The organism is Mesorhizobium sp. M0633, from assembly GCF_040320645.1.
In the GTDB taxonomy this organism is placed as follows: domain Bacteria; phylum Pseudomonadota; class Alphaproteobacteria; order Rhizobiales; family Rhizobiaceae; genus Mesorhizobium.
This window is the reverse complement of the sequence record NZ_JAMYQC010000017.1, coordinates 89,362-110,170: the sequence shown is the minus strand read 5'-3', so window position 1 is coordinate 110,170 and position 20,809 is coordinate 89,362. Positions and strand designations below refer to the sequence as shown.

General features: G+C 62.9%; 21 protein-coding genes and 2 pseudogenes. 11 read left to right on the top strand and 12 right to left on the bottom strand.

Annotated features, from left to right (window positions below):
- Positions 1–54: 54 nt before the first annotated feature.
- Both NKI47_RS19145 and NKI47_RS19140 read right to left on the bottom strand, forming a co-directional pair.
- A complete protein-coding gene (locus NKI47_RS19145) occupies positions 55–1,386 on the bottom strand; it encodes an aspartate aminotransferase family protein (RefSeq protein ID WP_352592595.1) in 1,332 nt (443 codons plus the stop codon).
- A pseudogene (locus NKI47_RS19140) lies at positions 1,383–2,287 on the bottom strand (MurR/RpiR family transcriptional regulator). Before NKI47_RS19140 ends, NKI47_RS19145 begins: the two are co-directional and overlap by 4 nt.
- A 96-nt stretch (positions 2,288–2,383) precedes the next feature.
- Between NKI47_RS19140 and NKI47_RS19135 the strand changes: the two are divergent.
- Positions 2,384–3,232: a beta-keto acid cleavage family enzyme gene (locus tag NKI47_RS19135; protein WP_352592592.1), complete on the top strand. Its 849-nt coding sequence runs from the start codon at positions 2,384–2,386 to the stop codon at positions 3,230–3,232.
- 167 nt (positions 3,233–3,399) lie between these two features.
- Complete coding sequence (locus NKI47_RS19130) at positions 3,400–3,792, top strand: GFA family protein (protein ID WP_352592589.1); 393 nt, start codon at positions 3,400–3,402, stop codon at positions 3,790–3,792.
- 33 nt (positions 3,793–3,825) lie between these two features.
- Here NKI47_RS19130 and NKI47_RS19125 read toward each other — a convergent pair.
- Positions 3,826–4,690 (bottom strand): annotated as a pseudogene (locus tag NKI47_RS19125) (tetratricopeptide repeat protein); the annotation flags it as partial.
- Between the two features lie 257 nt (positions 4,691–4,947).
- Here NKI47_RS19125 and NKI47_RS19120 point away from each other — a divergent pair.
- A complete protein-coding gene (locus tag NKI47_RS19120) occupies positions 4,948–5,190 on the top strand; it encodes a DUF1127 domain-containing protein (RefSeq protein WP_352592586.1) in 243 nt (80 codons plus the stop codon).
- A gap of 81 nt (positions 5,191–5,271) precedes the next feature.
- On the opposite strand, the gene NKI47_RS19115 is transcribed toward NKI47_RS19120, so the two are convergent.
- Together NKI47_RS19115 and NKI47_RS19110 are read right to left on the bottom strand one after the other, a co-directional pair.
- Complete coding sequence (locus tag NKI47_RS19115; protein ID WP_352592583.1) at positions 5,272–5,604, bottom strand: DoxX family protein; 333 nt, start codon at positions 5,602–5,604, stop codon at positions 5,272–5,274.
- A gap of 30 nt (positions 5,605–5,634) precedes the next feature.
- On the bottom strand, positions 5,635–6,000 hold the full coding sequence (locus NKI47_RS19110) for a VOC family protein (protein ID WP_352592683.1): 366 nt from the start codon (positions 5,998–6,000) through the stop codon (positions 5,635–5,637).
- A 287-nt stretch (positions 6,001–6,287) separates the two neighbouring features.
- Between NKI47_RS19110 and NKI47_RS19105 the strand changes: the two genes are divergently transcribed.
- Positions 6,288–7,058 (top strand): helix-turn-helix domain-containing protein, encoded by a 771-nt coding sequence (locus NKI47_RS19105; protein WP_352592580.1) that lies wholly within the window; start codon positions 6,288–6,290, stop codon positions 7,056–7,058.
- A gap of 92 nt (positions 7,059–7,150) precedes the next feature.
- Positions 7,151–7,582, top strand: coding sequence for a VOC family protein (locus NKI47_RS19100; protein ID WP_352592577.1), 432 nt, complete (start codon positions 7,151–7,153; stop codon positions 7,580–7,582).
- A 145-nt stretch (positions 7,583–7,727) separates the two neighbouring features.
- Here NKI47_RS19100 and NKI47_RS19095 read toward each other — a convergent pair whose 3' ends face one another.
- Genes NKI47_RS19095 through ehuB form a run of 5 tightly spaced genes read right to left on the bottom strand, consistent with a single transcriptional unit; the run spans position 7,728 to position 11,539 of the window.
- Positions 7,728–8,459, bottom strand: coding sequence for a GntR family transcriptional regulator (locus NKI47_RS19095; RefSeq protein ID WP_023674261.1), 732 nt, complete (start codon positions 8,457–8,459; stop codon positions 7,728–7,730).
- Complete coding sequence (gene ehuA, locus NKI47_RS19090; RefSeq protein WP_023717024.1) at positions 8,456–9,235, bottom strand: ectoine/hydroxyectoine ABC transporter ATP-binding protein EhuA; 780 nt, start codon at positions 9,233–9,235, stop codon at positions 8,456–8,458. The genes NKI47_RS19095 and ehuA overlap by 4 nt, the downstream gene beginning before the upstream one ends.
- Positions 9,232–9,891 carry an ectoine/hydroxyectoine ABC transporter permease subunit EhuD gene (gene ehuD, locus NKI47_RS19085; protein WP_352592574.1) on the bottom strand — a complete coding sequence of 220 codons (660 nt, stop codon included), beginning with the start codon at positions 9,889–9,891 and terminating at the stop codon, positions 9,232–9,234. The genes ehuA and ehuD overlap by 4 nt, the downstream gene beginning before the upstream one ends.
- On the bottom strand, positions 9,888–10,616 hold the full coding sequence (gene ehuC, locus NKI47_RS19080) for an ectoine/hydroxyectoine ABC transporter permease subunit EhuC (RefSeq protein WP_352592572.1): 729 nt from the start codon (positions 10,614–10,616) through the stop codon (positions 9,888–9,890). The genes ehuD and ehuC overlap by 4 nt, the downstream gene beginning before the upstream one ends.
- Positions 10,617–10,669: 53 nt before the next feature.
- Positions 10,670–11,539: an ectoine/hydroxyectoine ABC transporter substrate-binding protein EhuB gene (gene ehuB, locus NKI47_RS19075; RefSeq protein WP_352592569.1), complete on the bottom strand. Its 870-nt coding sequence runs from the start codon at positions 11,537–11,539 to the stop codon at positions 10,670–10,672.
- A gap of 237 nt (positions 11,540–11,776) precedes the next feature.
- On the opposite strand from ehuB, the gene NKI47_RS19070 reads away from it, so the two are divergent.
- The 6 genes from NKI47_RS19070 to NKI47_RS19045 all read left to right on the top strand — a co-directional run bounded on the left by NKI47_RS19070 (position 11,777) and on the right by NKI47_RS19045 (position 19,200).
- The gene (locus NKI47_RS19070; RefSeq protein ID WP_352592566.1) at positions 11,777–12,967 is read left to right on the top strand and encodes a M24 family metallopeptidase; all 1,191 of its coding nucleotides are present in this window, start codon (positions 11,777–11,779) and stop codon (positions 12,965–12,967) included.
- A gap of 75 nt (positions 12,968–13,042) precedes the next feature.
- Positions 13,043–14,191 (top strand): M24 family metallopeptidase, encoded by a 1,149-nt coding sequence (locus NKI47_RS19065; protein ID WP_352592563.1) that lies wholly within the window; start codon positions 13,043–13,045, stop codon positions 14,189–14,191.
- A 10-nt stretch (positions 14,192–14,201) separates the two neighbouring features.
- Positions 14,202–15,458, top strand: a complete 1,257-nt coding sequence (locus tag NKI47_RS19060) for a sarcosine oxidase subunit beta family protein (protein ID WP_352592560.1) — start codon at positions 14,202–14,204, stop codon at positions 15,456–15,458.
- 13 nt (positions 15,459–15,471) lie between these two features.
- Positions 15,472–15,753 (top strand): sarcosine oxidase subunit delta, encoded by a 282-nt coding sequence (locus tag NKI47_RS19055; RefSeq protein WP_352592557.1) that lies wholly within the window; start codon positions 15,472–15,474, stop codon positions 15,751–15,753.
- Positions 15,750–18,704 (top strand): sarcosine oxidase subunit alpha family protein, encoded by a 2,955-nt coding sequence (locus NKI47_RS19050; RefSeq protein ID WP_352592554.1) that lies wholly within the window; start codon positions 15,750–15,752, stop codon positions 18,702–18,704. The genes NKI47_RS19055 and NKI47_RS19050 overlap by 4 nt, the downstream gene beginning before the upstream one ends.
- Positions 18,697–19,200 (top strand): sarcosine oxidase subunit gamma, encoded by a 504-nt coding sequence (locus NKI47_RS19045; protein ID WP_352592551.1) that lies wholly within the window; start codon positions 18,697–18,699, stop codon positions 19,198–19,200. The genes NKI47_RS19050 and NKI47_RS19045 overlap by 8 nt, the downstream gene beginning before the upstream one ends.
- Positions 19,201–19,265: 65 nt before the next feature.
- Here NKI47_RS19045 and NKI47_RS19040 read toward each other — a convergent pair whose 3' ends face one another.
- Both NKI47_RS19040 and NKI47_RS19035 read right to left on the bottom strand, forming a co-directional pair.
- Positions 19,266–19,730, bottom strand: coding sequence for a cupin domain-containing protein (locus tag NKI47_RS19040; protein ID WP_352592548.1), 465 nt, complete (start codon positions 19,728–19,730; stop codon positions 19,266–19,268).
- 203 nt (positions 19,731–19,933) lie between these two features.
- The gene (locus NKI47_RS19035; RefSeq protein ID WP_352592545.1) at positions 19,934–20,809 is read right to left on the bottom strand and encodes an aldose 1-epimerase; all 876 of its coding nucleotides are present in this window, start codon (positions 20,807–20,809) and stop codon (positions 19,934–19,936) included.

The following is a 20,809-nucleotide window of genomic DNA, read 5'->3' as shown; positions in this document are numbered from 1 at the left end:
CCCCGTCGCCGATGACGCGTTGGAACTGGGTTGAGGCGGTCCGCGTCGTGCGGGTCAGGCCGCTGAAGCGATCGCAGCGTCGATGGCCTCACCGAGCCGTTCGACGATCCGATCGATATCCTGTTTGGAAATAATGAAAGGCGGCGCCACAAGCACATGAACGCCCCGCACGCCGTCAATCGTCCCGGCCATCGGATAAATCATTAGGCCGCGGGCCATTGCTTCGCGCTTGATGCGGGCGTTGAGTTCAAGCCTCTGGTCGAATGGTTCCTTGCTGGCGCGATCAACCACCAGCTCGATTCCCCTAAATAGACCCCGCCCGCGAATGTCGCCGACGTTATGGTGGTTATCGAAGCGGTGGTGCAGGCGTTCGTCCAGCTGCGCGCCCATTGCGCTGACGTTGTCGAGCAGACCGTCACGCCGGATGACCTCCTGCACGGCAAGGCCGGCCGCCGCCGCCATTGGATGGCCCATATAGGTATGCCCATGCTGGAAGAAGCCCGAGCCTTGGGCAAAGGCGTCGAAGATATGCCGGCCGAGCAGCACCGCGCCAATCGGCTGGTAGCCACCGCCGAGTCCCTTGGCGATGGTCAGCAGGTCGGGAGCGATGCCGTCCTGCTCGCACGCATGCAGCGTGCCGGTACGGCCCATGCCGCACATCACCTCGTCGAGAATGAGCAGCACGCCGTAGCGGTCGCAAATCGCGCGAATGTGCTTGAAGTAGTCCGCGACCGGCGGCACCGCGCCGAGCGTGGCACCCACCACCGGCTCGGCGACGAAGGCGATGACCTCGTCCGCGCCGAGTTCGAGGATCTTGTCTTCGAGCTGCTGGGCGGCGCGCGCCGCATAGGCTTCGTCGCTTTCGCCATGCTTTTGATAGCGATAGGCGTAACAGGGGTCGATATGGTGGGTCTCGATCAGCAACGGCCTGAACTGGGCGCGCCGCCACTCGTTGCCGCCGGTGGCGAGAGCGCCGAGCGTATTGCCGTGATAGCTCTGCCGGCGTGCGATGAGATGGCGCCGTTGCGGCTCGCCTTTCTCGACAAAATATTGCCTGGCCATCTTGAGCGCGGCCTCGACCGCCTCCGAGCCGCCGCTGACTAGATAGACGTGGTCCAAGCCTTTCGGCGCGTCCTCGACCAGCCGATCCGCCAAGCGCTCCGCCACCTCGGTGGTGAAGAAGCTGGTGTGGGCGTAGGCGATGCGGTCAAGCTGGGTGTGCAGTGCAGCGATCACGTCGGGATGGCCGTGGCCGAGACAGGACACGGCCGCGCCGCCCGACGCGTCGAAATAGGACTTGCCCTCGGCATCGAACAGTTCGATGCCTTGGCCGCGAATGGCGACCGGCAGCATCGAGTGGATGATTCGATGAAGAATGTGTGTCATCGACGGTCCCTCATGGGCATTTTCTTCGGCGGACGTTGGTTCAGATGGGTCTTGAGAGCGGCGCCCTGCTCATCGAAACGTCGCAGGGACTCAACAGCGCCCTCGCCTGCCTGCCCTGCGACAAGAGCACCGAGGATCTCAGCAACGATGAAAGCTGGCGTCATGGTGTGGAAAAAGGACGGGCTGCCGGTCGGCACGACGACTAGGTGATCGCCAAGCAGCGCCAAGGGCGCTACCCCGCTGTCGGTGATCGCAATGACCGGTACGCCGCGGCCGGCAGCGTACTCGACAAGCTCGATGGTGAAGCGCGTGTAGGGCAGGACGCTGGCGGCGATCAGCACGTCGTCCTTGGTCGCATGGGCCAGAGCGTCGCCATCGGTTCCGCCGATGCCGTGCAGCAGCACCGACTTCTCGCCGATCAGCGACAGGATGTAATGCAGATGCCAGGCGACTGCGTGGCTTGAGCGCAGGCCGAGGCAATAGACGCGCCTTGCCGCACTCAGCGCCCTGGCCGTCTCGACCAGACGGTCGATCGACCTACCTTCGGCCAGATGGGAAAGCTGGCTGGAAATCGAATCCAGAATATCGGCCGCCAGCGCGTGGTCGCCCTTGAGCTTTTGGCTGGCCACCTGGAGGCCCGCCTTGCCGGCGAAACCGATTTCGCCGTCCCGGATCGCGGCGGCGTAAATATCGCGTACGGTCTCGTAGCCATCAAGGCCGAGATGCTGGGCCAGCCGCGTCATCGTCGCCGGCTGCACTCCTGCGTGCCGGGCCTGCTCGCGCATGGACAACTCGCGACATCATACGGTTTATCAAGGACATACCGCGCGGCGGACCGAAGCTGCGCCGACATGCCGTCGAAGGCACTGATGATCTGTCCAGCAAGCTCTCCCTGGTCCATGGATATTGCTAGCTCGCCAGACCGGCGATTGCAACGTCTGTTTCAATATGGTCAAAGATTGATTCATATGACTCTTATCGCCCGAAAACCGTCTCCATGAAGCCGGCCACTGGTCTCGGCCGCATCGCCATAGCCGTCGCGCCGAACGGGGGGCGTCGCAGCAAGGCCGACCATCCGGCGATTCCGCTCACACCGGCCGAGCTGGCGCGGACGGCCGCGGAATGCGCCGATGCCGGTGCGGCTATGATCCACGTTCATGTCCGCGACAGAAGCGGCAACCATCTGCTCGACGCCGACGCCTACCGCCAGGCAATCGCGGCCATCCGCGGTGCTGCCGGTGACCGGCTGTTAATTCAGATCACTTCCGAAGCGCTCGGTATCTATTCGCCGGTCCAACAGATGGCCGTCGTACAAGATGTGAAGCCGCAAGCGGTCTCCCTGGCGCTTCGCGAAATCGTTCCAGATGCCGGATCGGAACCCGCCTTCGCGCGCTTCATGGCCTGGCTGCATAAGGAGCGTGTGGCGCCGCAGATCATCCTCTATTCGCCCGAGGAGGCTGTCAGGCTTTCGGATATGCAGCAACGCGGACTGATCCCCTGGGCAAGCATACCGGTTCTCTACGTGCTGGGCCGCTACACGCCGGGACAGACGTCCGTTCCTGCCGATCTCCTGCCATTCCTCGCGGCGAACATGCCGCGCTTCGATCATTGGAGCGTCTGCGCCTTCGGCCGCAACGAAGGGGCGTGTGTGACGGCCGCGGCACTGCTCGGCGGTCATGTCCGGGTCGGGTTCGAAAACAATCTTTTCCTTCCGGACGGCAGCATAGCCTCGTCCAACGCCGAACCGGTAGCGACCGTCGCACGCATACTCGCCGACTGCGGCATCAAGATCGCCTCGGCCGCCGAGTTGGCGGCACAATGGAACGCGCCGTTTCGTTCCATATAACAAACCAAAGCCTATTTTCGGCGGCAAGCTCGCGCAAGGCATAGACAGGCGGCTGCAATGTCATCGCCACGGAAGAACGACGTGTCCCCGCCCCCGGCGCGGCGATTGCAACAACAGTGCCGGTCGTTGTAACCATTCCGGCGGCTTGATTTTGGAGGAGACGCAGCATGGACCGAATCACCGGCGGTTGCCTGTGCGGCAACGTTCGAATTATCGCGTCGGGGCGCCCATACCGGGTCGGCCTTTGTCACTGTCTTGACTGCCGCAAGCACCATGGCGCCCTTTTTCACGCTTCCGCGATTTTTCCTGAGGATGCGGTGACGATCGACGGCGAAACACGCGACTACGCCGGGCGGTTTTTCTGTCCCCGCTGCGGCTCGTCCATTTTCGGACGCACCGCCGACGAAATCGAAGTGAACCTGGGATCCCTGGATGCGCCTGACCAGCTGATGCCAACCTACGAAAGCTGGATCATTCGTCGCGAGTCCTGGTTGCCGCCGTTTCCGCTCACCAGACGATACGAGCGCGATCGTGACGCCTCGGGTCGCTTTGAGGAGTAGGTTGCACGAACGGTGCGAAGGCGCCGGCGCGCGTCACTCCGGAAGGCCGGCCTTGCGGAAGCCATCGACGAAATGCTCAAGCGCCGCAGCGTCGCGGAATGGCTCCGTCGTGGCCCAGTGGCGGGTTGTGAAATGCGGGTTGCCGACGAGGAACAGTTCGACCTCTGCGCGCGCCTCGTCGAGCCGCCCCAGTTGGGCAAGGCTTGCCGCCAGGAAACGGCGTGAGCTTGTACGATAAGTCTCGTCCCTGCGCAGTGTCCCGACAGCGGCTTCGTATTCGCCGGCCGCATATTGCGCCTGGCCGAGCGCGAGATAATACCAACTTGCCGGAAACGGATTCAGCCGGAACGCCTTGCGAATGTGCTCAAGACCCTCCTCGACCCGTCCGGCCAGGACCGCGATGTCGGACAATGCCGCCCAGGCATCGGCCTCGTTCGGGTCGAGCTCGATCGCCTTGGCGAATTCCGCATCCGCCTCGGCGAAGCTGCGCTCGTAGGCAAGCAGGTAAGCCAAAACCCAGCGGCAGCCGGCATCGTTGGGGTCGATCGCCACGGCTTTGCGCGCCAGTTCCAAACCAGCGCTACGGGATGCGTCGGTTGGTCCGCCGGAATGCACCCATCCCATCCAGTGGTTCATGGCAAGCCAGCGATAGGCCTCGGCATATTCCGGATCGAGTGAAACCGCGCGGGTCAGCATCAAGATGCGCTTCCTGCGCCGTCTGCGGCGAATCATCCATCAGCTTGCGCGCCCGCACGCAGAGATCGTAGGCCTCGAGATTTTGGGGCCGATTGCGCGGCGACGGTGCACGCAGCCGGCCGAGTAACGCCTCGACGATCTTGCCGGTGACCTCGTCCTGAACGGCAAAAATATCTTCCAGGCTGCGATCGAAGCGCTCCTTCGGAACGATGTCCCCGTTGCCGTCAGCTACCGCGGACTAAAGCTGCTTGCGGCGTTCCCGCACCCGGATCAAGCACGAACGGACCAAAGGCAAAGCGCGGTCCCTGCATACGGCGCATCTATAGCCCGTTTGGAAGTTTTGAGAACTATTTGGGAGATCTTAATTACGACGCCGGTCGTATCCTGCAGAATTCAGCCTCTTTCAGGACGAGGCCCCCCCAAACCGTAAGGGCCCCCTCAAACCATATGGAGGTTGCCATGAGCGATATTCCCACCCTTGCCTCGGCCCCGCTTCAGGCAGCGCGGCCGGCGGAAGCGTCGCGTCGGCGCTACAGCCTGACGACGCTGCGAAGCATTATCGCGGCCGGGCGCGAGCCGACACGCTTTCGCTGGGACCTCAAGCGATTGGCGGAGACCAATCCCCATCTGATCGACGATATCGGTCTGACGAGACGACAGGCCGAGGAAGAGATCGCGAAGCTGCCCTTCTGGCAGCGATAGGCGAATGCTGCAAAGACGCCGGATCGCCAACGACCAGCGGCTGATGGCAGATGAAGACGAAGCCGCCGCCCCGAAACGACGTCACAGGCTACTGGTCGCGGCGACAATCAATCCGCCCAAGACGGCGACATTGATGGTGAAGACGGTACGAAGGGCTTCGCGTTCATCGCCGCTGTAGCGCCAGAAATTGAGCGCCATGAAGGACGCTGCAATGGTGAATACGGCCAATGCCGCGGCGGGAAAGGGCCCACCAAGGCCCGTTGCGAGGCAAAAGCCGCCTGGGATCTCCAGCACCGATCCGGCCGCGAGAAGAGGCCTGGGAGCAGGAAAGGCCGCTCGGCCAGGGACGCTACAATCGCCCGGAATCTGAGGAAAATGCCCGGCGCCCGCCCAGATAAAGACGCCGCCGAGCAAAAACCAATCCGAGGTGGTGGAAGAACGCGATCATTCCTTGCTGCCGTCCTCGGTGTAAACCGCAAGCTCGTAACCATCCGGGTCCGCGAAATGGAAGCGCCTGCCGCCCGGGAATCCATAGATCGGCTTGACGATCTTGCCTCCCGCCTGCTCGACCCGCTTGACCGTTCCCGGCAAATCATCTGCATAGAGGATGACGAGCGGGCCTCCTCCGGACCTCGCTGGGCCAGCGGCGAAGCCACCTGACAAGCGCCCGTCGTTGAACTCGCAATATTGCGGGCCGTAGTCAGTGAAGGTCCAGCCGAAGGCCTTTCCGTAGAAGTCGCGTGACCGCTGAATGTCTTTCACGTTGAATTCGACGTAGTCGATCCGTTGATCGTTGTTGTTGCTCATGATGCATACCTCTCGTGTGATGTACGACGCCGAAAGATAAGCACGCATCTCGCTTGCCGGATTGAACGAAACGGCCATCGCCGTATGAGCCGCACACGGCGCTGCCGATGGCGATGCACGTAGCATCACCCCTCACCTGCCCTCTTCCTTCCGGCCGGAAGAAAACAACCGATTCTTGCAACCGTTCTCGATTGGCAGACGTTGTCGGTCGTGCAGATTCTTGTCTCGAGCGACGGCGGGCGCAGCCACTGCGTCGTAGGTTCACCGCCGGTAATCCGAAGAGGAGCGAGATGAGCGATCCCGTCCCAGCGCAGGCAACGGGTTCATTTCAGCAACGTCCACCGTCGGCGCGGCTTCGCGGATGCTTTGCTTCGGTGTGGGTGCATCGAATGGACCCGGCGGGCGCACCGCCAATCGTCGTCATGCCCGACGCAACGATCGATCTGCAATGGATCGGAGGCAGCTTCCGAGTTGCCGGCCCCGACAAGGAGCCGCAGACCGAGGTTCTGGCGGCAGACGAGGTCGTGATCGGCTTGCGCTTTTATCCTGCCACGGCGGCGGCATGGCTCGGCGTGCCGCAAATCGAGCTTGTCGGCCAGAGGCTGTCCCTCGACGATTTATGGGGAGCGCGAGCCCGGCGCCTCGCCAGCCGCGTGCGCGCTGGTGACAATCTCGAGGATCTCGCCTGTTCGCTCGAACAGGTCGTCGCCGAGGAAATGGCCTCCCACGCGACAGACGTTCCCATGCAGGCGGCATATCGCTTGATCGAGCGCGGGCCGCCACCCGACGCGCCTCTCGTCCCCTGGTTGATGCGCGCGCTCGAGATGAGCGAAAGAACGTTGCGCCGGCGCTTCGACGAGAGCTTCGGCTATGGCCCCAAGACGCTTGACCGTATCCTCCGCTACCAGCGCTTTCTGCGGCTTTCGAGCCAATCGAACAGCGCTACGGCCATCCTGGCAGCCGAGGCGGGCTATTCCGACCAGGCGCATCTTGTCCGCGAGAGCCGCCGCCTGACGGGAAGCACCCCGCGACAGATTCATCACCTGCTGCAGAACGGGTGAAACCACGTCGCGCTCTTCATTGGCCGTTTTGTTCAAGTCTTCACTGTCGCCCGACTTTATCCTGGTGTCTCCGACAACCACAGGAGACTGCCATGAAACCGCGCATTTCGGTTTTGACTATCGCTGTCGCCAACCTCGAGAGTTCTCTCGCGTTCTACCGCGACGGTTTCGGCTTGCCGACGGAAGGGATCATCGGCCGCGAGTTCGAGCATGGCGCCGTCGCGTTCTTCACGCTGTCCGGCGGGTTGAAGCTCGCGATCTGGGCTCAGGACGACCTCGCCTGCGACACCGGCCTGCCCAAGGCGCCGATCAGCTCGACCTCGTTCACAATCGGCCACAACGTTGTGCGCCGCGAAGAAGTCGATCAAGTGATGGATGAGGCCGCTCGCGCCGAAGCCGAGATCATCAAGCCTGCTCGGGACACATTCTTTGGCGGGTATGCCGGATACTTCCGCGATCCGAACGGACACCTGTGGGAGGTCGTCTGGAACCCCGCCAACATACCGAATGAGGACGCTCTCTGAGGGCAGGTATGGGCCTGCAGGATCGGGCCGTTCTGGTCATTCCCGGTGCTGGCAAATTCTGTCGGGATCGGGGCGGGCGGCCTGCTTTCCCTGGCAAACGAAGCCAGTTCGACGGCAGTCCACTAGCACAATCTTACGGGGCTGATTATGTAGCTCTATCCAGATTCGCCTCGCCTGCATGGCGCATCATGCGGCGGAAGCTCATCGAGATATGCGCCCGCCTTATGTGCCCGATGGACTCCCAGTCGCCGATTTCGGCCGCGGCAAGGACCTCTTCCATTTCGCGGCGGAACGCGGTGAATTCCTCGACGAGGCCCAATTGCGGCATCAGCTTCAGGACGACGCGCGCGACCTGAAAATACAGGCGCTCGCTGATCTCGCGCAGTGGCTGGTTGCCGGTCATCGCCGTGAGCTCGTAGAAAAAATCCATGTTGAGGCGCAGGAAAGCGCGCTGGTCGGGATTGAGTATGTCGGAATCGCAGCGCGCGATGAGCGCCCGTATCCGGTCGAGGTCGTCCGCCGTGCGCGGGATCGGCGAAAGCTTGCCGACGAGGAGCGCCAGCTCCAGGCGCAGATGATAGACCTGCTGCAATTCCTCGATGTCGACGTCGGTGACGATCGTGCCGACGCCGTGGACGGATTGAACCAGACCCTCGGATTCAAGGCGCGCCAGCACGCGCCGGACCGGCGTGCGGCTGATCTCGAATTCCTGGGCAAGTTCTTCCTCGGACAGGTGGCTTCCCGGCGCATAATCGAGCAGGCAGATGCGGTCACGCAATATCCGGTAGATGCGCTCGAACCGCTCCCGCGCGGAGAGCGGGCGCGGCGGCGCGGCGGTCACCGTCGTGGGCGGCTTGGCCTCTGTCTCGATCGTCACCCAGCCTCCAGGACAGCGTGCAGGAATTGCCGTGTCCGCTCGTTCTTGGGAGCACCAAACAGTTCGCTTGGCGGCCCCTGCTCGCAGATCTTGCCTTGATAGAAGAAGCAAACGCGGTCGGAAAACTCCTTGGCGAAGCCCATCTGATGGGTGACCATCAGCATGGTTAGATCATGCTCGCGCCCGATCTGCCTTATCACCTGCAGCACTTCGCCGACAAGCTCCGGGTCGAGCGCAGACGTCACCTCGTCGAACAGCATGATCTTGGGCCGCATGGCCAGCGCCCTGGCGATGGCGACGCGCTGCTGCTGGCCACCAGAAAGCTGTGACGGATAGTGGTCCTTCTTCTGGGCCAGACCGACCAGCTCCAGCAGCTCGGCCGCTCGTGCCTCGGCGTCCGCCCGCTTCATTCCGAGCACCGTTATCGGCGCCTCGATGCAGTTCTGCATCGCCGTCATATGCGGAAACAGGTTGAACGACTGGAACACCATGCCGATCTTGGCGCGGATCTTGCGGATGTGGGCGAGATCGGCGGGAACAAGCTTGCCGTTCCTCTCCATATGGGTCAGCGGCTCGCCTTCGACCCAGATGACGCCGTCATTGATCGTCTCCAGCGTCATCAGCATGCGCAGCACCGTCGTCTTGCCCGAACCCGACGGACCGATGACCGAGACTTTTTCGCCGCGCGCTATTTCGAGATTGAGCCCGTCGAGAACGGTTAACGTGCCGTAGCGTTTCGATACATTGTCGAAGCGGACCATCGGTTGTTCAGTCATCGGGTGGTCCTCCGGTTGAGCAGCCCTTCGAGGGAGCGGATGAGCGCCGCCGAAACCAGGCTCATGGCAAGGAAAAACAGGCCGACCAGCGTGATCGGCTCGGTGTAGCGGAACGTTTCGGAGCCGATGATCTTGGCGGTCTGCATCAGTTCCATCACGGCGATTGCGGAAAGCAACGGCGTTTCCTTGAACAAGGCCACCAGATAATTGCCGAGCGCCGGAACGATCGGCGGGACCGCCTGCGGAATGATGATGTCGCGGAACGTCGTCCAGGACGAAAGATTGAGCGCGATCGAGGCTTCCCACTGGCCGCGGTGGATGTTGTCGAATCCGGCGCGATAAACCTCGGAGCAATAGGCGGCGTAGTGGATGCCGATGGCCAGCACCCCGGCGGTGAAAGCGTCGAGCACGACACCGAATTTCGGAAAGACGAAATAGAGAAAGAATATCTGGATGAGCAGCGGGGTCGAGCGGATCAGCTCGACCAGCACCGAAATCGTCCAGCTGGTCCATGGCACGGCGATGCGGACAACGGCCAGCACCAGGCCGAGCGAGGCGGCAAGCGCAAAGCCGATCAGCGTCGCTTCGATGGAAATGACGGCGGCGCGAGCAAGCACCGGCAGGATTTCCAGGGCAAATCCCCAATCCCAGATCATGCCGCCTTCCCCCGCGCCAGTCCGAGCGACGCCCGCCTTTCAAGAAGCCGCATGCCGATGGTCACAACCAGCGACATTGCCAGGTACATCAAAAGAACGAGGGTGAAGATCGGAATGGTCTTGAACGTGTTCTGGTTCATTTGCTGCGCCTTGAAGGCGAGGTCCGAAAGCGTGATCAGCGAGACCAGCGCCGTCGATTTCAGAAGCTCGATGAACAGATTACCCCAGGGTGGGATCATCGCGACAAAGGCCTGCGGCAGGATGATCCGACGCAACATCTGCGGGCGGCTCATGTTCAATGCAGTACACGCTTCCCACTGGCCGCGGGCGACGGACTGGATCGCGCCGCGCACGCACTCCGATCCGTAAGCGCCGACATTCAGGCCGAGCGCGAGCACCGCCACCACGAACGCGTTGATCGTGACGCCGAATTGCGGGAGCACGAAAAACAGCCAGAACAATTGCACCAGTGCCGACGTTCCGCGGAAGATCTCGACGTAAACCGTGGCCAGCCATCTGAGCGGCGTCGGGCCATACATCCTTGCAAGTGCTGCAAGCACGCCCATGATAATTGCGAGCAGGCTGCCGAGGACGGCGATCTCGATTGTCAGGACCGCGCCTTGCAGCAGCCCCGGCATAAACACTTGATATGATTCCTGTGTTGCCAAGGCACCGATCACGACAAGCGCGATGACCAGCATGGCAACGAGCGTACGGATACCCATGCGATTCCCCGAAGGAAAAGGGCGGCGCTTTCGCGCCGCCAGCAGTTGGGAGCCTATTTGCCCGCGCAGAGCTCTGCGGTGGTCTTGTTGGGGAGATAGTCCTTGCCGAAGCCGAGTGGCTCGACCAGCGCGATATGCTCCGGCGAACCGAGGAACTTCTTCAGTTCGGCGTTGAACGCCTCCTGCAGGTCGGTGTCTTCCTTGCGGAAGCCGAAGCCGCCATGGCCTTTCACCGACTTGCCGGCAACCTCGCCGAAGGGCTTGGTCGATTCGACACCGTCGGCTTTCTTGGCCATGTCGGCGATCGAAAGAGCGGTCAGCGCGGCAGCGTCGGCGCGGCCCGACTGGACGGCGGCGACCAGGCTGGACTGGTCAGGCAAGGAGACGATCTGCCCATCGGCAACGCCCGCTTCCTTGGCGAAGCCGCCTTCAACGGCGCCGGCCATCACGGCAAGCTTGAGATCCGGATTGTCCTTGATGCTGGAAAAATCCTTGATGCCTTTCGGATTGCTTTTTGCCACCAGCATAGCCTCGCCGATGCCGTAGGACGGCTCGGAGTAGTTGATCTCGGCGCAGCGCTTCGGAGTGATGAACATGCCGGCGGCGATGATGTCGAAGCGGCCGGCCTTGAGACCCGGAATGAGCGAGCCGAATTCGGTCAAAACACCGTCGACCTGCGATATGCCCATCTTGGCGAGCACCGCCTTGGCGACTTCAGGGGCCTCGCCGGTCAGCTTGCCGTCTGGCGTGGCGTAACCGAACGGCGCCTCGTTGGCGAAACCGACGCGGATGTAGCCGTCCTTCTTGGCCCGTTCGAGGGTGGTTTCCGCGTGAGCGGACAACGACGTCAATGACGTCGCGGCGAGCGCGATGCAGGCAGCCGCCTTCACGACCATACGGCGCGATATCGATGATTTGAGCATGCTTTTCTCCCATTGGACAACTGTGGATGGTTCCCAGGGCGCGGCCTTCTTCGAGGTCGACGCCTGCTTGATCAGACGTATACAACTGCCCTAGACATTTCGCAAGCAGAGATATAAAAACCATGAAAATTCGGCGACAATTCGCAGTTAGCCAGCAAATTGACGTCGAGTTGTGCACAATTTGGCCTAGTTGCCATTTACAAAAGGCAAACGGCGTACCTGGAAGGCAGGATTTCGGTGGCGACCGCGAACGGCTTCGGGACATTCACGCAAGCGGAGTATGGGCAGCGCCTCGCCGGCGTGAAGACACGTATGCAAAAAGCCGGCTTCGATCTCATCGTTTGTCAGGATCCCGCCAACATGTGCTGGCTGACCGGCTATGACGGATGGTCGTTCTACGTTCCGCAGTGCGTGCTCGTCCATCTGGAGGAGGACCGGCCGATCTGGTTCGGTAGGTCGCAAGATGCCAAGAGCGCACGCCTAACCACCGGCCTGCCGGAGAAAAACATCATGCCGTTCTCGGAACGGCTGGTGCAACAGCCCGTCGAGCACCCTTATGACGAACTCGCCCAACTGATCCGGTCGCGTGGTTGGGGAAAAGCCCGCATCGGCGTCGAGATGGACGCGCATTATTATACGGCGCGCTGCCACGCCCATCTGGTCCAAGGGCTGCCCGACGCGCACTTCGCCAACAACCACGATCTCGTCAACTGGGCGCGGCTGGTCAAATCCGAGGCCGAGCTGGTGCTGATCCGCGAGGCGGGTGCGATCTGCACGCATGCCATGAACCGCGCCATCGAGAAAATGCGGCCCGGTGTGCCTCAGAACCATGTCATTGCCGAAATCTATCACGCGCAGATCATGGGGGTGCCCGGAGCGGGCGGCGACTATGCCGCGATCTGTCCGCTGATGCCCGTTGGCGAGGGCACCAGCACGCCGCATCTGACGTGGTCCGACGCGCCGCTGCCGGACAGCGGCCTCGCCATTCTGGAGATCGCCGGCGTGCGCCGCCGCTATCATGCGGCGCTGACCCGGACGGTACATTTCGGAAAGCCGCCGCAAGCCATCCTCGACATGGCCAAGGCGATCGTCGAGGGCGTCGACGCTGGCCTCGAGAAGGCGCGCCCCGGCTACACCGCCGAGGAGGTGGAAGCCGCCTGGCAGGCAGTGTTGAGGAAGAACGGGCTGAAGAAGGAAAGCCGCGTCGGCTATCCGGTCGGGCTCGCATACCCGCCCGATTGGGGTGAACGCACCGCAAGCCTTCGTCCCGGCGACACCACCGAGATGCAGCCTGGGATGTGCTTCCATTTCATGGCCGGCGTCTGGCTCGACGATTTCGGCATCGCCATCTCGGAATCGTTCGTCGTCACGGAACGCGGCGGCGAACGCCTCTGCGATGTGGCGCGCGAACTCATCGTCATCGACTGACATGGTGGCCGGGAAACCGGCTGCCGAAAAGAACCATGCCCGCCACCAACCCGGCAACAAGCACGAGGACGCCCGATGGACCGCAATCCGTTTTCCGAAGCCGAAATCGCCGGCCGCCTGGCAAAGGTCCGTACTGCACTGGTTGAGCGCGAGCTCGATGCGGCGGTCTTCGCCTCGCCGGAGAACGTCTTCTATCTCACCGGGCTCGATCACTGGGGGTATTTTGCCCCTCACCTGCTGATCGTCCCGCTCCGGGGAAAACCTGTTCTGGTCACCCGCTCGATGGAGAAGGTGACGATCGAGAAGCAGGTGAAGGCAGCGGAATTCCGTGGCCATTCCGACAGCGAAACGGCGGCCGAGCTTGCCGCGCGGGTACTTGTGGAGCTCGGCCTGTCCGGCAAGCGGATCGGCCTCGAATACTGGACGGCTGGCCTCAGCCATGGGCTTGCCGTTGCGTTCCAGACGCAGGCGGACGCCAAATGGAGCGATGTCTCCGGTCTGATCGACAAGATGCGGTGGGTGAAGAGCGCCGAGGAACAGGCGCTGATGCGTCGAGCCGCCAAGGTGACGGACGCCGCCGCCGGTGCCGCGATCGCCGCGATCTCCGATGGCGCTTCCGAACAGGAGGTCGCCGCCCAATGTGTTGCGGCAATGATCCGCGCAGGCGGTCATGCGCCGGGCTTCGGACCGTTCATCCGCCCAGCCGCGCGCCTGGGTGAAGAGCACACGACCTGGGGCGACGGGATCTACCGCAAGGGCGAGCCGGTCTTTGTCGAATTGTCCGGGTGCATCTCGCGCTACCACGCCCCGCTCGGCCGGCTCGTTCGCATCGGCCACATCAGCGACGAAGACGCCGCAATGGCGGAAGTGACCGCCAAGGCGTTCAACGCGGTCGTCGAGGCGTTGCGGCCGGGCGCCAAGGCGCGCGATGTCTACGCCGCCTGGCAGGCTGTCGTCGACGAGTCCGGTCTTTCCCACTATCGCCGCCATCACTGCGGTTACCTGGTCGGCGCCGGCCAGCCGCCATCATGGACCGGCGGCAATTCGGTGACGGGCTTGAGGCACGATTCCGACCTCGAGATCGAGACCGGGATGAGCTTCCACATCCTGTCATGGCTGATGGGCACCGGTCGCGGCGATGACTTCGTTTCCAACACGGTGCTGTTGACCGATGCGGGCGCCGAAGTGCTTACCCGCACGCCGGCCGGCCCGATCGTTCGATAGGCCTGCACACATGGCGCGCTACTCGGCATTTTGGATCTTACGCAACGCGCTGTCCGGCCAGAAGAATTGGCAGCGCGCCTGGCGGGCAGCGGAGCCAAAATCGTCCTATGACGTGATCGTTATTGGCGGCGGCGGACACGGCCTCGCCACCGCCTTCTACCTCGCCGAGAACCACGGCATCCGTAACGTCGCCGTGCTCGAAAAGGGTTATGTCGGCGGCGGCAATGTCGGCCGCAACACCACCGTCATCCGCTCCAACTACCTGCTCGACGGCAATACCCAGTTCTACGAATTCTCGATGAAGCTTTGGGAGGGCATGTCGCGGGCGCTGAACTTCAACGTCATGTTCTCGCAGCGCGGCCAGCTCGTCACAGCGCATTCGGCCGATCAGCTCGACGGCTTCAGCCACCGCGCCAATGTCATGCGGCTGAACGGCATCGATGCCGATATCCTCGACCGGGAAGACGTGCGCCGGCTGGTGCCTTATCTCGACTTTTCCGACACCGCCCGCTTCCCGATCCATGGCGCTATCTTCCAGGGCCGGGCGGGCACGGCGCGCCACGACGCCGTCGCCTGGGGCTATGCGCGCGCCGCCGACGGCCATGGCGTCGACATCATCCAGAACTGCGAAGTGACCGGCTTCCTCCGCGACCGCGACAGTATCGTCGGCGTCGAAACGACGAAAGGCCGGATCGGCGCCGGCAAGGTCGGCCTCGCTGTTGCCGGTCATACATCCGTGCTCGGTGCCAAGGCCGGCCTTGAACTGCCGATCGAAAGCCACGTCCTGCAAGCCTTTGTCACCGAACCGCTGAAGCCGCTGGTAGATCACGTCGTCGCTTACGGCGCCGACCATTTCTACGTCAGCCAGTCCGACAAGGGCGGGTTGGTCTTCGGCGGCAATCTCGACGGCTACAATTCATACGCCCAGCGCGGCAATCTCGGCGTCGTTCGCGAGGTGGCGGAGGCGGCGATTGCATTGATGCCGTGCATTTCGCGCGTCCGCCTGCTGCGCCACTGGGGCGGCGTCATGGACATGACCCCCGATGCCAGCCCGATCATCTGCCCGACGCCGATCGACGGCCTCTATCTCAATGGCGGCTGGTGCTATGGCGGCTTCAAGGCGACGCCGGCTTCCGGCTGGTGCTTCGCCCACACGATCGCCACCGGCAAGCCGCATCCCTTGATCGCGGCCTACGGGCTCGATCGTTTCCGCGCCGGCCACACGCTCGATGAGGCCGGAGTCGGCCCTTCCGCCTGGCTGCAATAAGAGGCGGGACAAAATGCTGCGCATCGAATGCCCCTGCTGCGGCCCGCGCGACCATGACGAACTCCGCTATGGCGGCGATGCCTCGGTCACGCGTCCGGCCCATGACGATCCCGATCCTGAGGCCTGGTACCGTTATGTCTACGTCAGGAAAAACCCGGCCGGCCAGCATCGCGAATTCTGGCAGCACGTGACCGGTTGCCGGCAATGGCTGGTGGTCGAACGCGACACCCGCAACCACGCGATCGCATCCGTCGACTTCGCCAGGAAATCGACCGTCAGGAAACAACCGGCATGAGTTCGAACCGCAAACGCCTGCCAGTGGGTGGCCGTATCAGTCGCGAGGTGCCGGTCAATTTCACCTTCGACGGCCGCAAGCTGGCTGGGTATCGCGGCGACACACTTGCCTCGGCGCTGCTCGCCAACGGCGTCGCGCTGGTTGGTCGCAGCTTCAAATATCATCGCCCGCGTGGCATTTTTTCCGCCGGGCCCGAAGAGCCGAATGCGCTGGTTACGCTCGGGAGCGCCGGCAGGCGCGAGCCGAACCTGCCGGCGACGACGCTGGAACTCGCCGACGGCATGGTCGTGGAGAGTCAGAACCGCTGGCCGTCGCTTGCCTTCGACGTGCAAAGCGTCAACGGACTGTTGGCACCGTTTCTGTCCGCCGGCTTCTACTACAAGACCTTCATGGGCCCGACGCGCCGCGCCTGGATGTTCTACGAACATTTCATCCGCAAGGCGGCCGGCCTGGGCAGGGCCGGCACCGACCCCGATCCCGACCGCTATGAGGTTCGTCATGCCTTTGCCGATGTCGCCATCGTCGGCGGCGGCCCGGCGGGACTGTCGGCGGCGCGGACAGCCGCCGCAGCCGGCGCGCGGGTCGCGCTGATCGAGCAAGATTTTCTGCTTGGCGGCCAGCTTTTGGCGGAACCGTCCGACAGCGCAGCGGCCGCATGGCTGAGGCAGGCCGAGGCCGAGTTGGAGGACTTCGAAACCGTCGCGCTGATGAAGCGGACGACCGCTTTCGGCAGCTATGACGGCAATGTCCTTGGACTGGTCAAACAGCGCGATCCAACCGATCAGAAGCCGAATGGCGAGGCCCGCCAAACGGTCACTATGCTGCGCGCCCGCTCGATTGTTTTCGCCACCGGCGCCATCGAGCGGCCGATGGTGTTCTCGAACAATGACCGGCCCGGCGTCATGCTTGCCTCGGCCGCCCGGACCTATCTCAATCGTTTCGCCGTCCTGCCGGGCAAGAAAATCATTGTCGCCACCACCAATGACGGTGCCTGGCGCACCGCCTTCGACTATGCCGCAGCCGGCGCGGAGGTGACGGTTGCCGATCTGCGCGCCGTCCCGCCCGCAGCACTTGCCGCGGAAGCCGCACGGCTCGGCGTGGTGGTGCGGGCCGCAACGCGCATCGTCGACCTGCACGGCGGCCATGCCGTCAGGCGCGTAACGCTCAATGGACCGGAGGGACAATCCTCGGCCGCCTGTGACCTGGTCTGCATCTCCGGCGGCTGGTCGCCAACCGTGCATCTCACCTCACACCTCGGTGTCAAACCTGTCTATCGCGACGACATTGACGGCTTCGTGCCGGGCGTCTTTTCAGCCAGCCAGTTCGGCGCCGGCGCAATGATAGGAGCCTATGCGACCGCCGCTGCCGTCGAGGACGGCCATCGCGCCGGCATCGAAGCGGCAGCCTACTGCGGCAAGTCGGCGCCGGTGCCCGCTCCGTCCAAACTCGATCTCGGCGAGACCGCTACGACGCTACTTCGCGAAGCCCCTTCGGTCGGACGTGAAAAAGCCTTCGTCGATTTCCAGATGGATGTGACAACTGGGGATATCGGGCTCGCCCATCGCGAGGGCTATGAATCGGTCGAGCACCTGAAGCGCTACACCACGCTCGGCATGGGCACCGACCAAGGCAAGACCAGCAATTTTCCCGCACTTGCCGCGATGGCAGCGCTGCGCAACGCAACGATTCCTGAGACCGGCACCACGACCTTCCGCCCGCCCTATACGCCGGTTGCCATCGGGGCGCTTGCCGGGCGCGCCATCGGCCATCATTTCAAGCCGATCCGCCGCACGCCGATGCACGATTGGCACATGGCGAACGGCGCCGAGATGCTCGAGGTCGGGCTCTGGATGCGGCCCTATTTCTACCGGCAGTCGGGGCGCCACGTGAACGACGCCTATGTCGCCGAAATGCGGAATGTGCGCCAGGCCGCGGGGCTGATGGACATCTCCACGCTCGGCAAGATCGATGTCCAGGGCTCGGATGCGGCAATCTTCCTCGATCGCGTCTACGCCAACGGCTTTGCCAAGCTGGCGGTAGGCCGCGCCCGCTACGGCGTCATGCTGCGCGACGACGGCATTGTCTTCGACGACGGCACCACGACGCGGCTAGCGGAAAACCGATTCTTCATGACCACTTCGACCGCCAAGGCCGCCGATGTGCTGTCGCGTCTCGAATTCCTGCTCGACACGGCCTGGCCGGATTTGCGCGTGACCGTCACTTCGGTCAGCGACGACTGGGCGGCGATGTCGGTTGCCGGGCCTAACAGCCGCGCGATCCTGAATGCAGCGTTTCCCGCTCTCGACGTTTCCGAGGAGGCGCTTTCGCATATGGGGCTACTCGAAAGCGAATGGGAGGGCCGTGCGCTCCGCATCCTGCGTCTCAGTTATTCCGGCGAGCGCGCTTACGAAATCTATGTCGGCGCCACTGCCGGTGAACAGCTCTGGAGCCGCATGCTCGAAGCCGGCAGACCCTTCGACCTGAAGCCTTACGGTGTCGAGGCGCTTGGCGCGCTGCGGGTCGAAAAGGGCCATGTCGCCGGACCGGAGATCGATGGGCGCACGACGCTCGACGATCTCGGCCTCGGCCGCATGGCCGGCAAGCGCAGCGGCTTCGTCGGCGACGTCCTGCGACGGCGCCCTGCCCTCCGGGCGCCCAACCGGCAGCGTCTGGTCGGACTGGAATGCATCGAGGACGGAAAACGCCTGCGCGGCGGCGCCATCCTGTTCCTGCCGGATGAGAAACCCCATGGCCATGGGCGCGGTCGTGTCACCTCCGTCACTTTCAGCTCCGAACGCGGCCATTATGTCGGGTTGGCTCTGCTTGCCGGTGATGTCGCGGCAGAAGGAAGCGAGGTCGTGGCGGTCTATCCGATGAAGGCCGAAACGGTTCGCGCCCGCGTTGTCTCGCCGGTATTCATCGATCCGCAGGGAGAACGGCTGCATGGCTAGCTTGACCTCTTCTCGGGATTTCAGCCTGTCCGTGGCGGATTGTCCGCTTATCCAGATCGAGGGCTGGGACGCGACACTGAGACAATTCGAAAAGAGCGTCTCGGCGTCGCTCAACACGAAACTTCCCACCTCGGTTGGAGAGACGGTTCGCCACAAAGGTCTACTCGTCGTCCGCGTTGCACCTCGCCGCCTCTGGCTGGTTCTCGATGAGAGCGCGCAAGCGCCCGCGCTTGCCGTCGACCCCGACCTCGGCTGTTCGGTTCCCCTCGGCGAAGGTCGTGTTCGTTTGAAAATGGCCGGCCCTGGTATCGCAAGGCTTCTGTCCGGATGCATTGCCGTCAACTGGCACGCGCCGGCCGCCGCTCCGGGCCGCGCCGTGCAAACATCCTTCCATCACGTGCCCGTGCTCTTCCTGCGCACCGGCGAGACCGCGTGCGAACTCATCGTGCCGCGAAGTTTTGCCCGCAGCCTCTCGGATTGGCTTGCCGGCGGCTAGCCAATACCGGTTCCTCGGGCAAGGGCCGGCTTTAGCGGCGATCCAAGCCGCCATCACGAAGCCATCTACTCTCTTGCCGGCCAGTCCTGCAGAAGCGTAATCCCAAACTTCGGCGCGGCTACTTTGAGCCGCTCGATATCGGCAGGCGTCGGCGGCCCGACCACCTCTCCCTTGCTGCGTTCATGGCCACCTTCGGCGAGAAACTGCTCGAACACACTTGGCGTGTCTATCAGGATATAGCGAACGGGCTGATTGCCGGGATTCATGAGCTGGTGCGGGATGCCGCGCTTCAAAAACATGCTCTCGCCGGGCGAGAGCGTTCGCACCTCGCCGTCCACAATTGCGGTCAAGTGCCCTTCGATGACGTAGACCGTCTCGTCGTCATTCGCATGAACATGGATTGGCGTTTTCGTGTGCCCGTCGCTTCTGTTTTCGAAGAGACTCAACAAGCCTCCCGTCTGTTCGCCGGAGACCAGTCGCTTCATGACGATGCCTGCGAGCACGAATTCTTTTGGTTCAACATCCGTCATTGATCCAATCCTGCCAGGCACATTTGGTGGGCCCTCAAGCAGACGAGCTGCGCAGCGACATCCGGCAAACGTCGACCTGGCTCACGGGTTCCCTGTCGCCGGAGTTCCCTCTTCCCAAGCTCCGTTTGGACGAAAAGCCGGCTTCGTTCTCACCGGACATGCTGGCCGACATCCGCCAATTCGAGGGCGCCGCAGAGGTCCGCCTAACTGACGGCAAAGCTGCAACGGGCTGCCAGGCTCTCGCCAGGCCCAAGCACCGACAGTCCATTCCATTTGTCGATCGAACCACGATTGTGAGCATCGACAGTATGACTGACCGGTTCAAAACAGAAGAAGTCGCTCTCGTCCGATGGCGAATAGACCAGGTAGAAATTCAAGGGCGATGAAGCTTCAATCCGCAGGCTGCAACTGTGCTCCGGCCACGATATGGTAGCGACGCCGTTCCAACCGGCAAACAGATCGTTTATCCATCCGTTCGGCAATACGGCCGGGGCGCCGAAATCCCAGTCGGGACGAGTTTTGATATCGACAAACCGTTCAGGGAGATGGCTGGGCAGTTCGAGACAAACCTGCGAGGCCGGCGCATGAAGCGTGGTCCGTGCCGTTCTTGGGAACCATGGATGGATGCCAAGCCCGAACGGGAGCCTGACCGGCGCCTGATTGACGATGCGAAGCTTCAGCTCGAGCCCCTGCCCGGCCAGCGCGTAGCTCACCTCGGCGCGATATCGATATGGGCCGGGTCCGTTGCTGATGAGCGATAGCTTCGCTTTGTCCTGCGTCAGACTGTCGACGTTCCACGCGCTCGAAAATCCATTGCCGTGAACTGGAAATGGTTCGCCTGCGACGTTGGCAGGCAGTTCGTGGAATTTGGACTCGAATATGAAGCCGCCGCCCGAGATGCGATTTGACCATGGCAAAAGCAGGTTGCAGGCAAGGTCGAACGGTTTGCTGCTCCCGCCGTTTGGCCAAGGCCTGAAGAGCGGCACGCGCCCATAGTCGAACCTCGCAAGACCTGCCCCAAGCGATGGGACGATTTCAGCAGACAGGTCTCCGCTTCTGATCTTGATCGTCCCGACCAT

Bases quoted from the DNA above. Each gene is read 5' to 3' on its own strand.
- NKI47_RS19145 (WP_352592595.1), bottom strand. From the start codon at position 1,386: ATGACACACATTCTTCATCGAATCATCCACTCGATGCTGCCGGTCGCC.
- NKI47_RS19135 (WP_352592592.1), top strand. From the start codon at position 2,384: ATGAAGCCGGCCACTGGTCTCGGCCGCATCGCCATAGCCGTCGCGCCG.
- NKI47_RS19130 (WP_352592589.1), top strand. From the start codon at position 3,400: ATGGACCGAATCACCGGCGGTTGCCTGTGCGGCAACGTTCGAATTATC.
- NKI47_RS19120 (WP_352592586.1), top strand. From the start codon at position 4,948: ATGAGCGATATTCCCACCCTTGCCTCGGCCCCGCTTCAGGCAGCGCGG.
- NKI47_RS19105 (WP_352592580.1), top strand. From the start codon at position 6,288: ATGAGCGATCCCGTCCCAGCGCAGGCAACGGGTTCATTTCAGCAACGT.
- NKI47_RS19100 (WP_352592577.1), top strand. From the start codon at position 7,151: ATGAAACCGCGCATTTCGGTTTTGACTATCGCTGTCGCCAACCTCGAG.
- ehuA (WP_023717024.1), bottom strand. From the start codon at position 9,235: ATGACTGAACAACCGATGGTCCGCTTCGACAATGTATCGAAACGCTAC.
- ehuD (WP_352592574.1), bottom strand. From the start codon at position 9,891: ATGATCTGGGATTGGGGATTTGCCCTGGAAATCCTGCCGGTGCTTGCT.
- ehuC (WP_352592572.1), bottom strand. From the start codon at position 10,616: ATGGGTATCCGTACGCTCGTTGCCATGCTGGTCATCGCGCTTGTCGTG.
- ehuB (WP_352592569.1), bottom strand. From the start codon at position 11,539: ATGCTCAAATCATCGATATCGCGCCGTATGGTCGTGAAGGCGGCTGCC.
- NKI47_RS19065 (WP_352592563.1), top strand. From the start codon at position 13,043: ATGGACCGCAATCCGTTTTCCGAAGCCGAAATCGCCGGCCGCCTGGCA.
- NKI47_RS19060 (WP_352592560.1), top strand. From the start codon at position 14,202: ATGGCGCGCTACTCGGCATTTTGGATCTTACGCAACGCGCTGTCCGGC.
- NKI47_RS19055 (WP_352592557.1), top strand. From the start codon at position 15,472: ATGCTGCGCATCGAATGCCCCTGCTGCGGCCCGCGCGACCATGACGAA.
- NKI47_RS19050 (WP_352592554.1), top strand. From the start codon at position 15,750: ATGAGTTCGAACCGCAAACGCCTGCCAGTGGGTGGCCGTATCAGTCGC.
- NKI47_RS19045 (WP_352592551.1), top strand. From the start codon at position 18,697: ATGGCTAGCTTGACCTCTTCTCGGGATTTCAGCCTGTCCGTGGCGGAT.
- NKI47_RS19040 (WP_352592548.1), bottom strand. From the start codon at position 19,730: ATGACGGATGTTGAACCAAAAGAATTCGTGCTCGCAGGCATCGTCATG.
- NKI47_RS19035 (WP_352592545.1), bottom strand. From the start codon at position 20,809: ATGGTCGGGACGATCAAGATCAGAAGCGGAGACCTGTCTGCTGAAATC.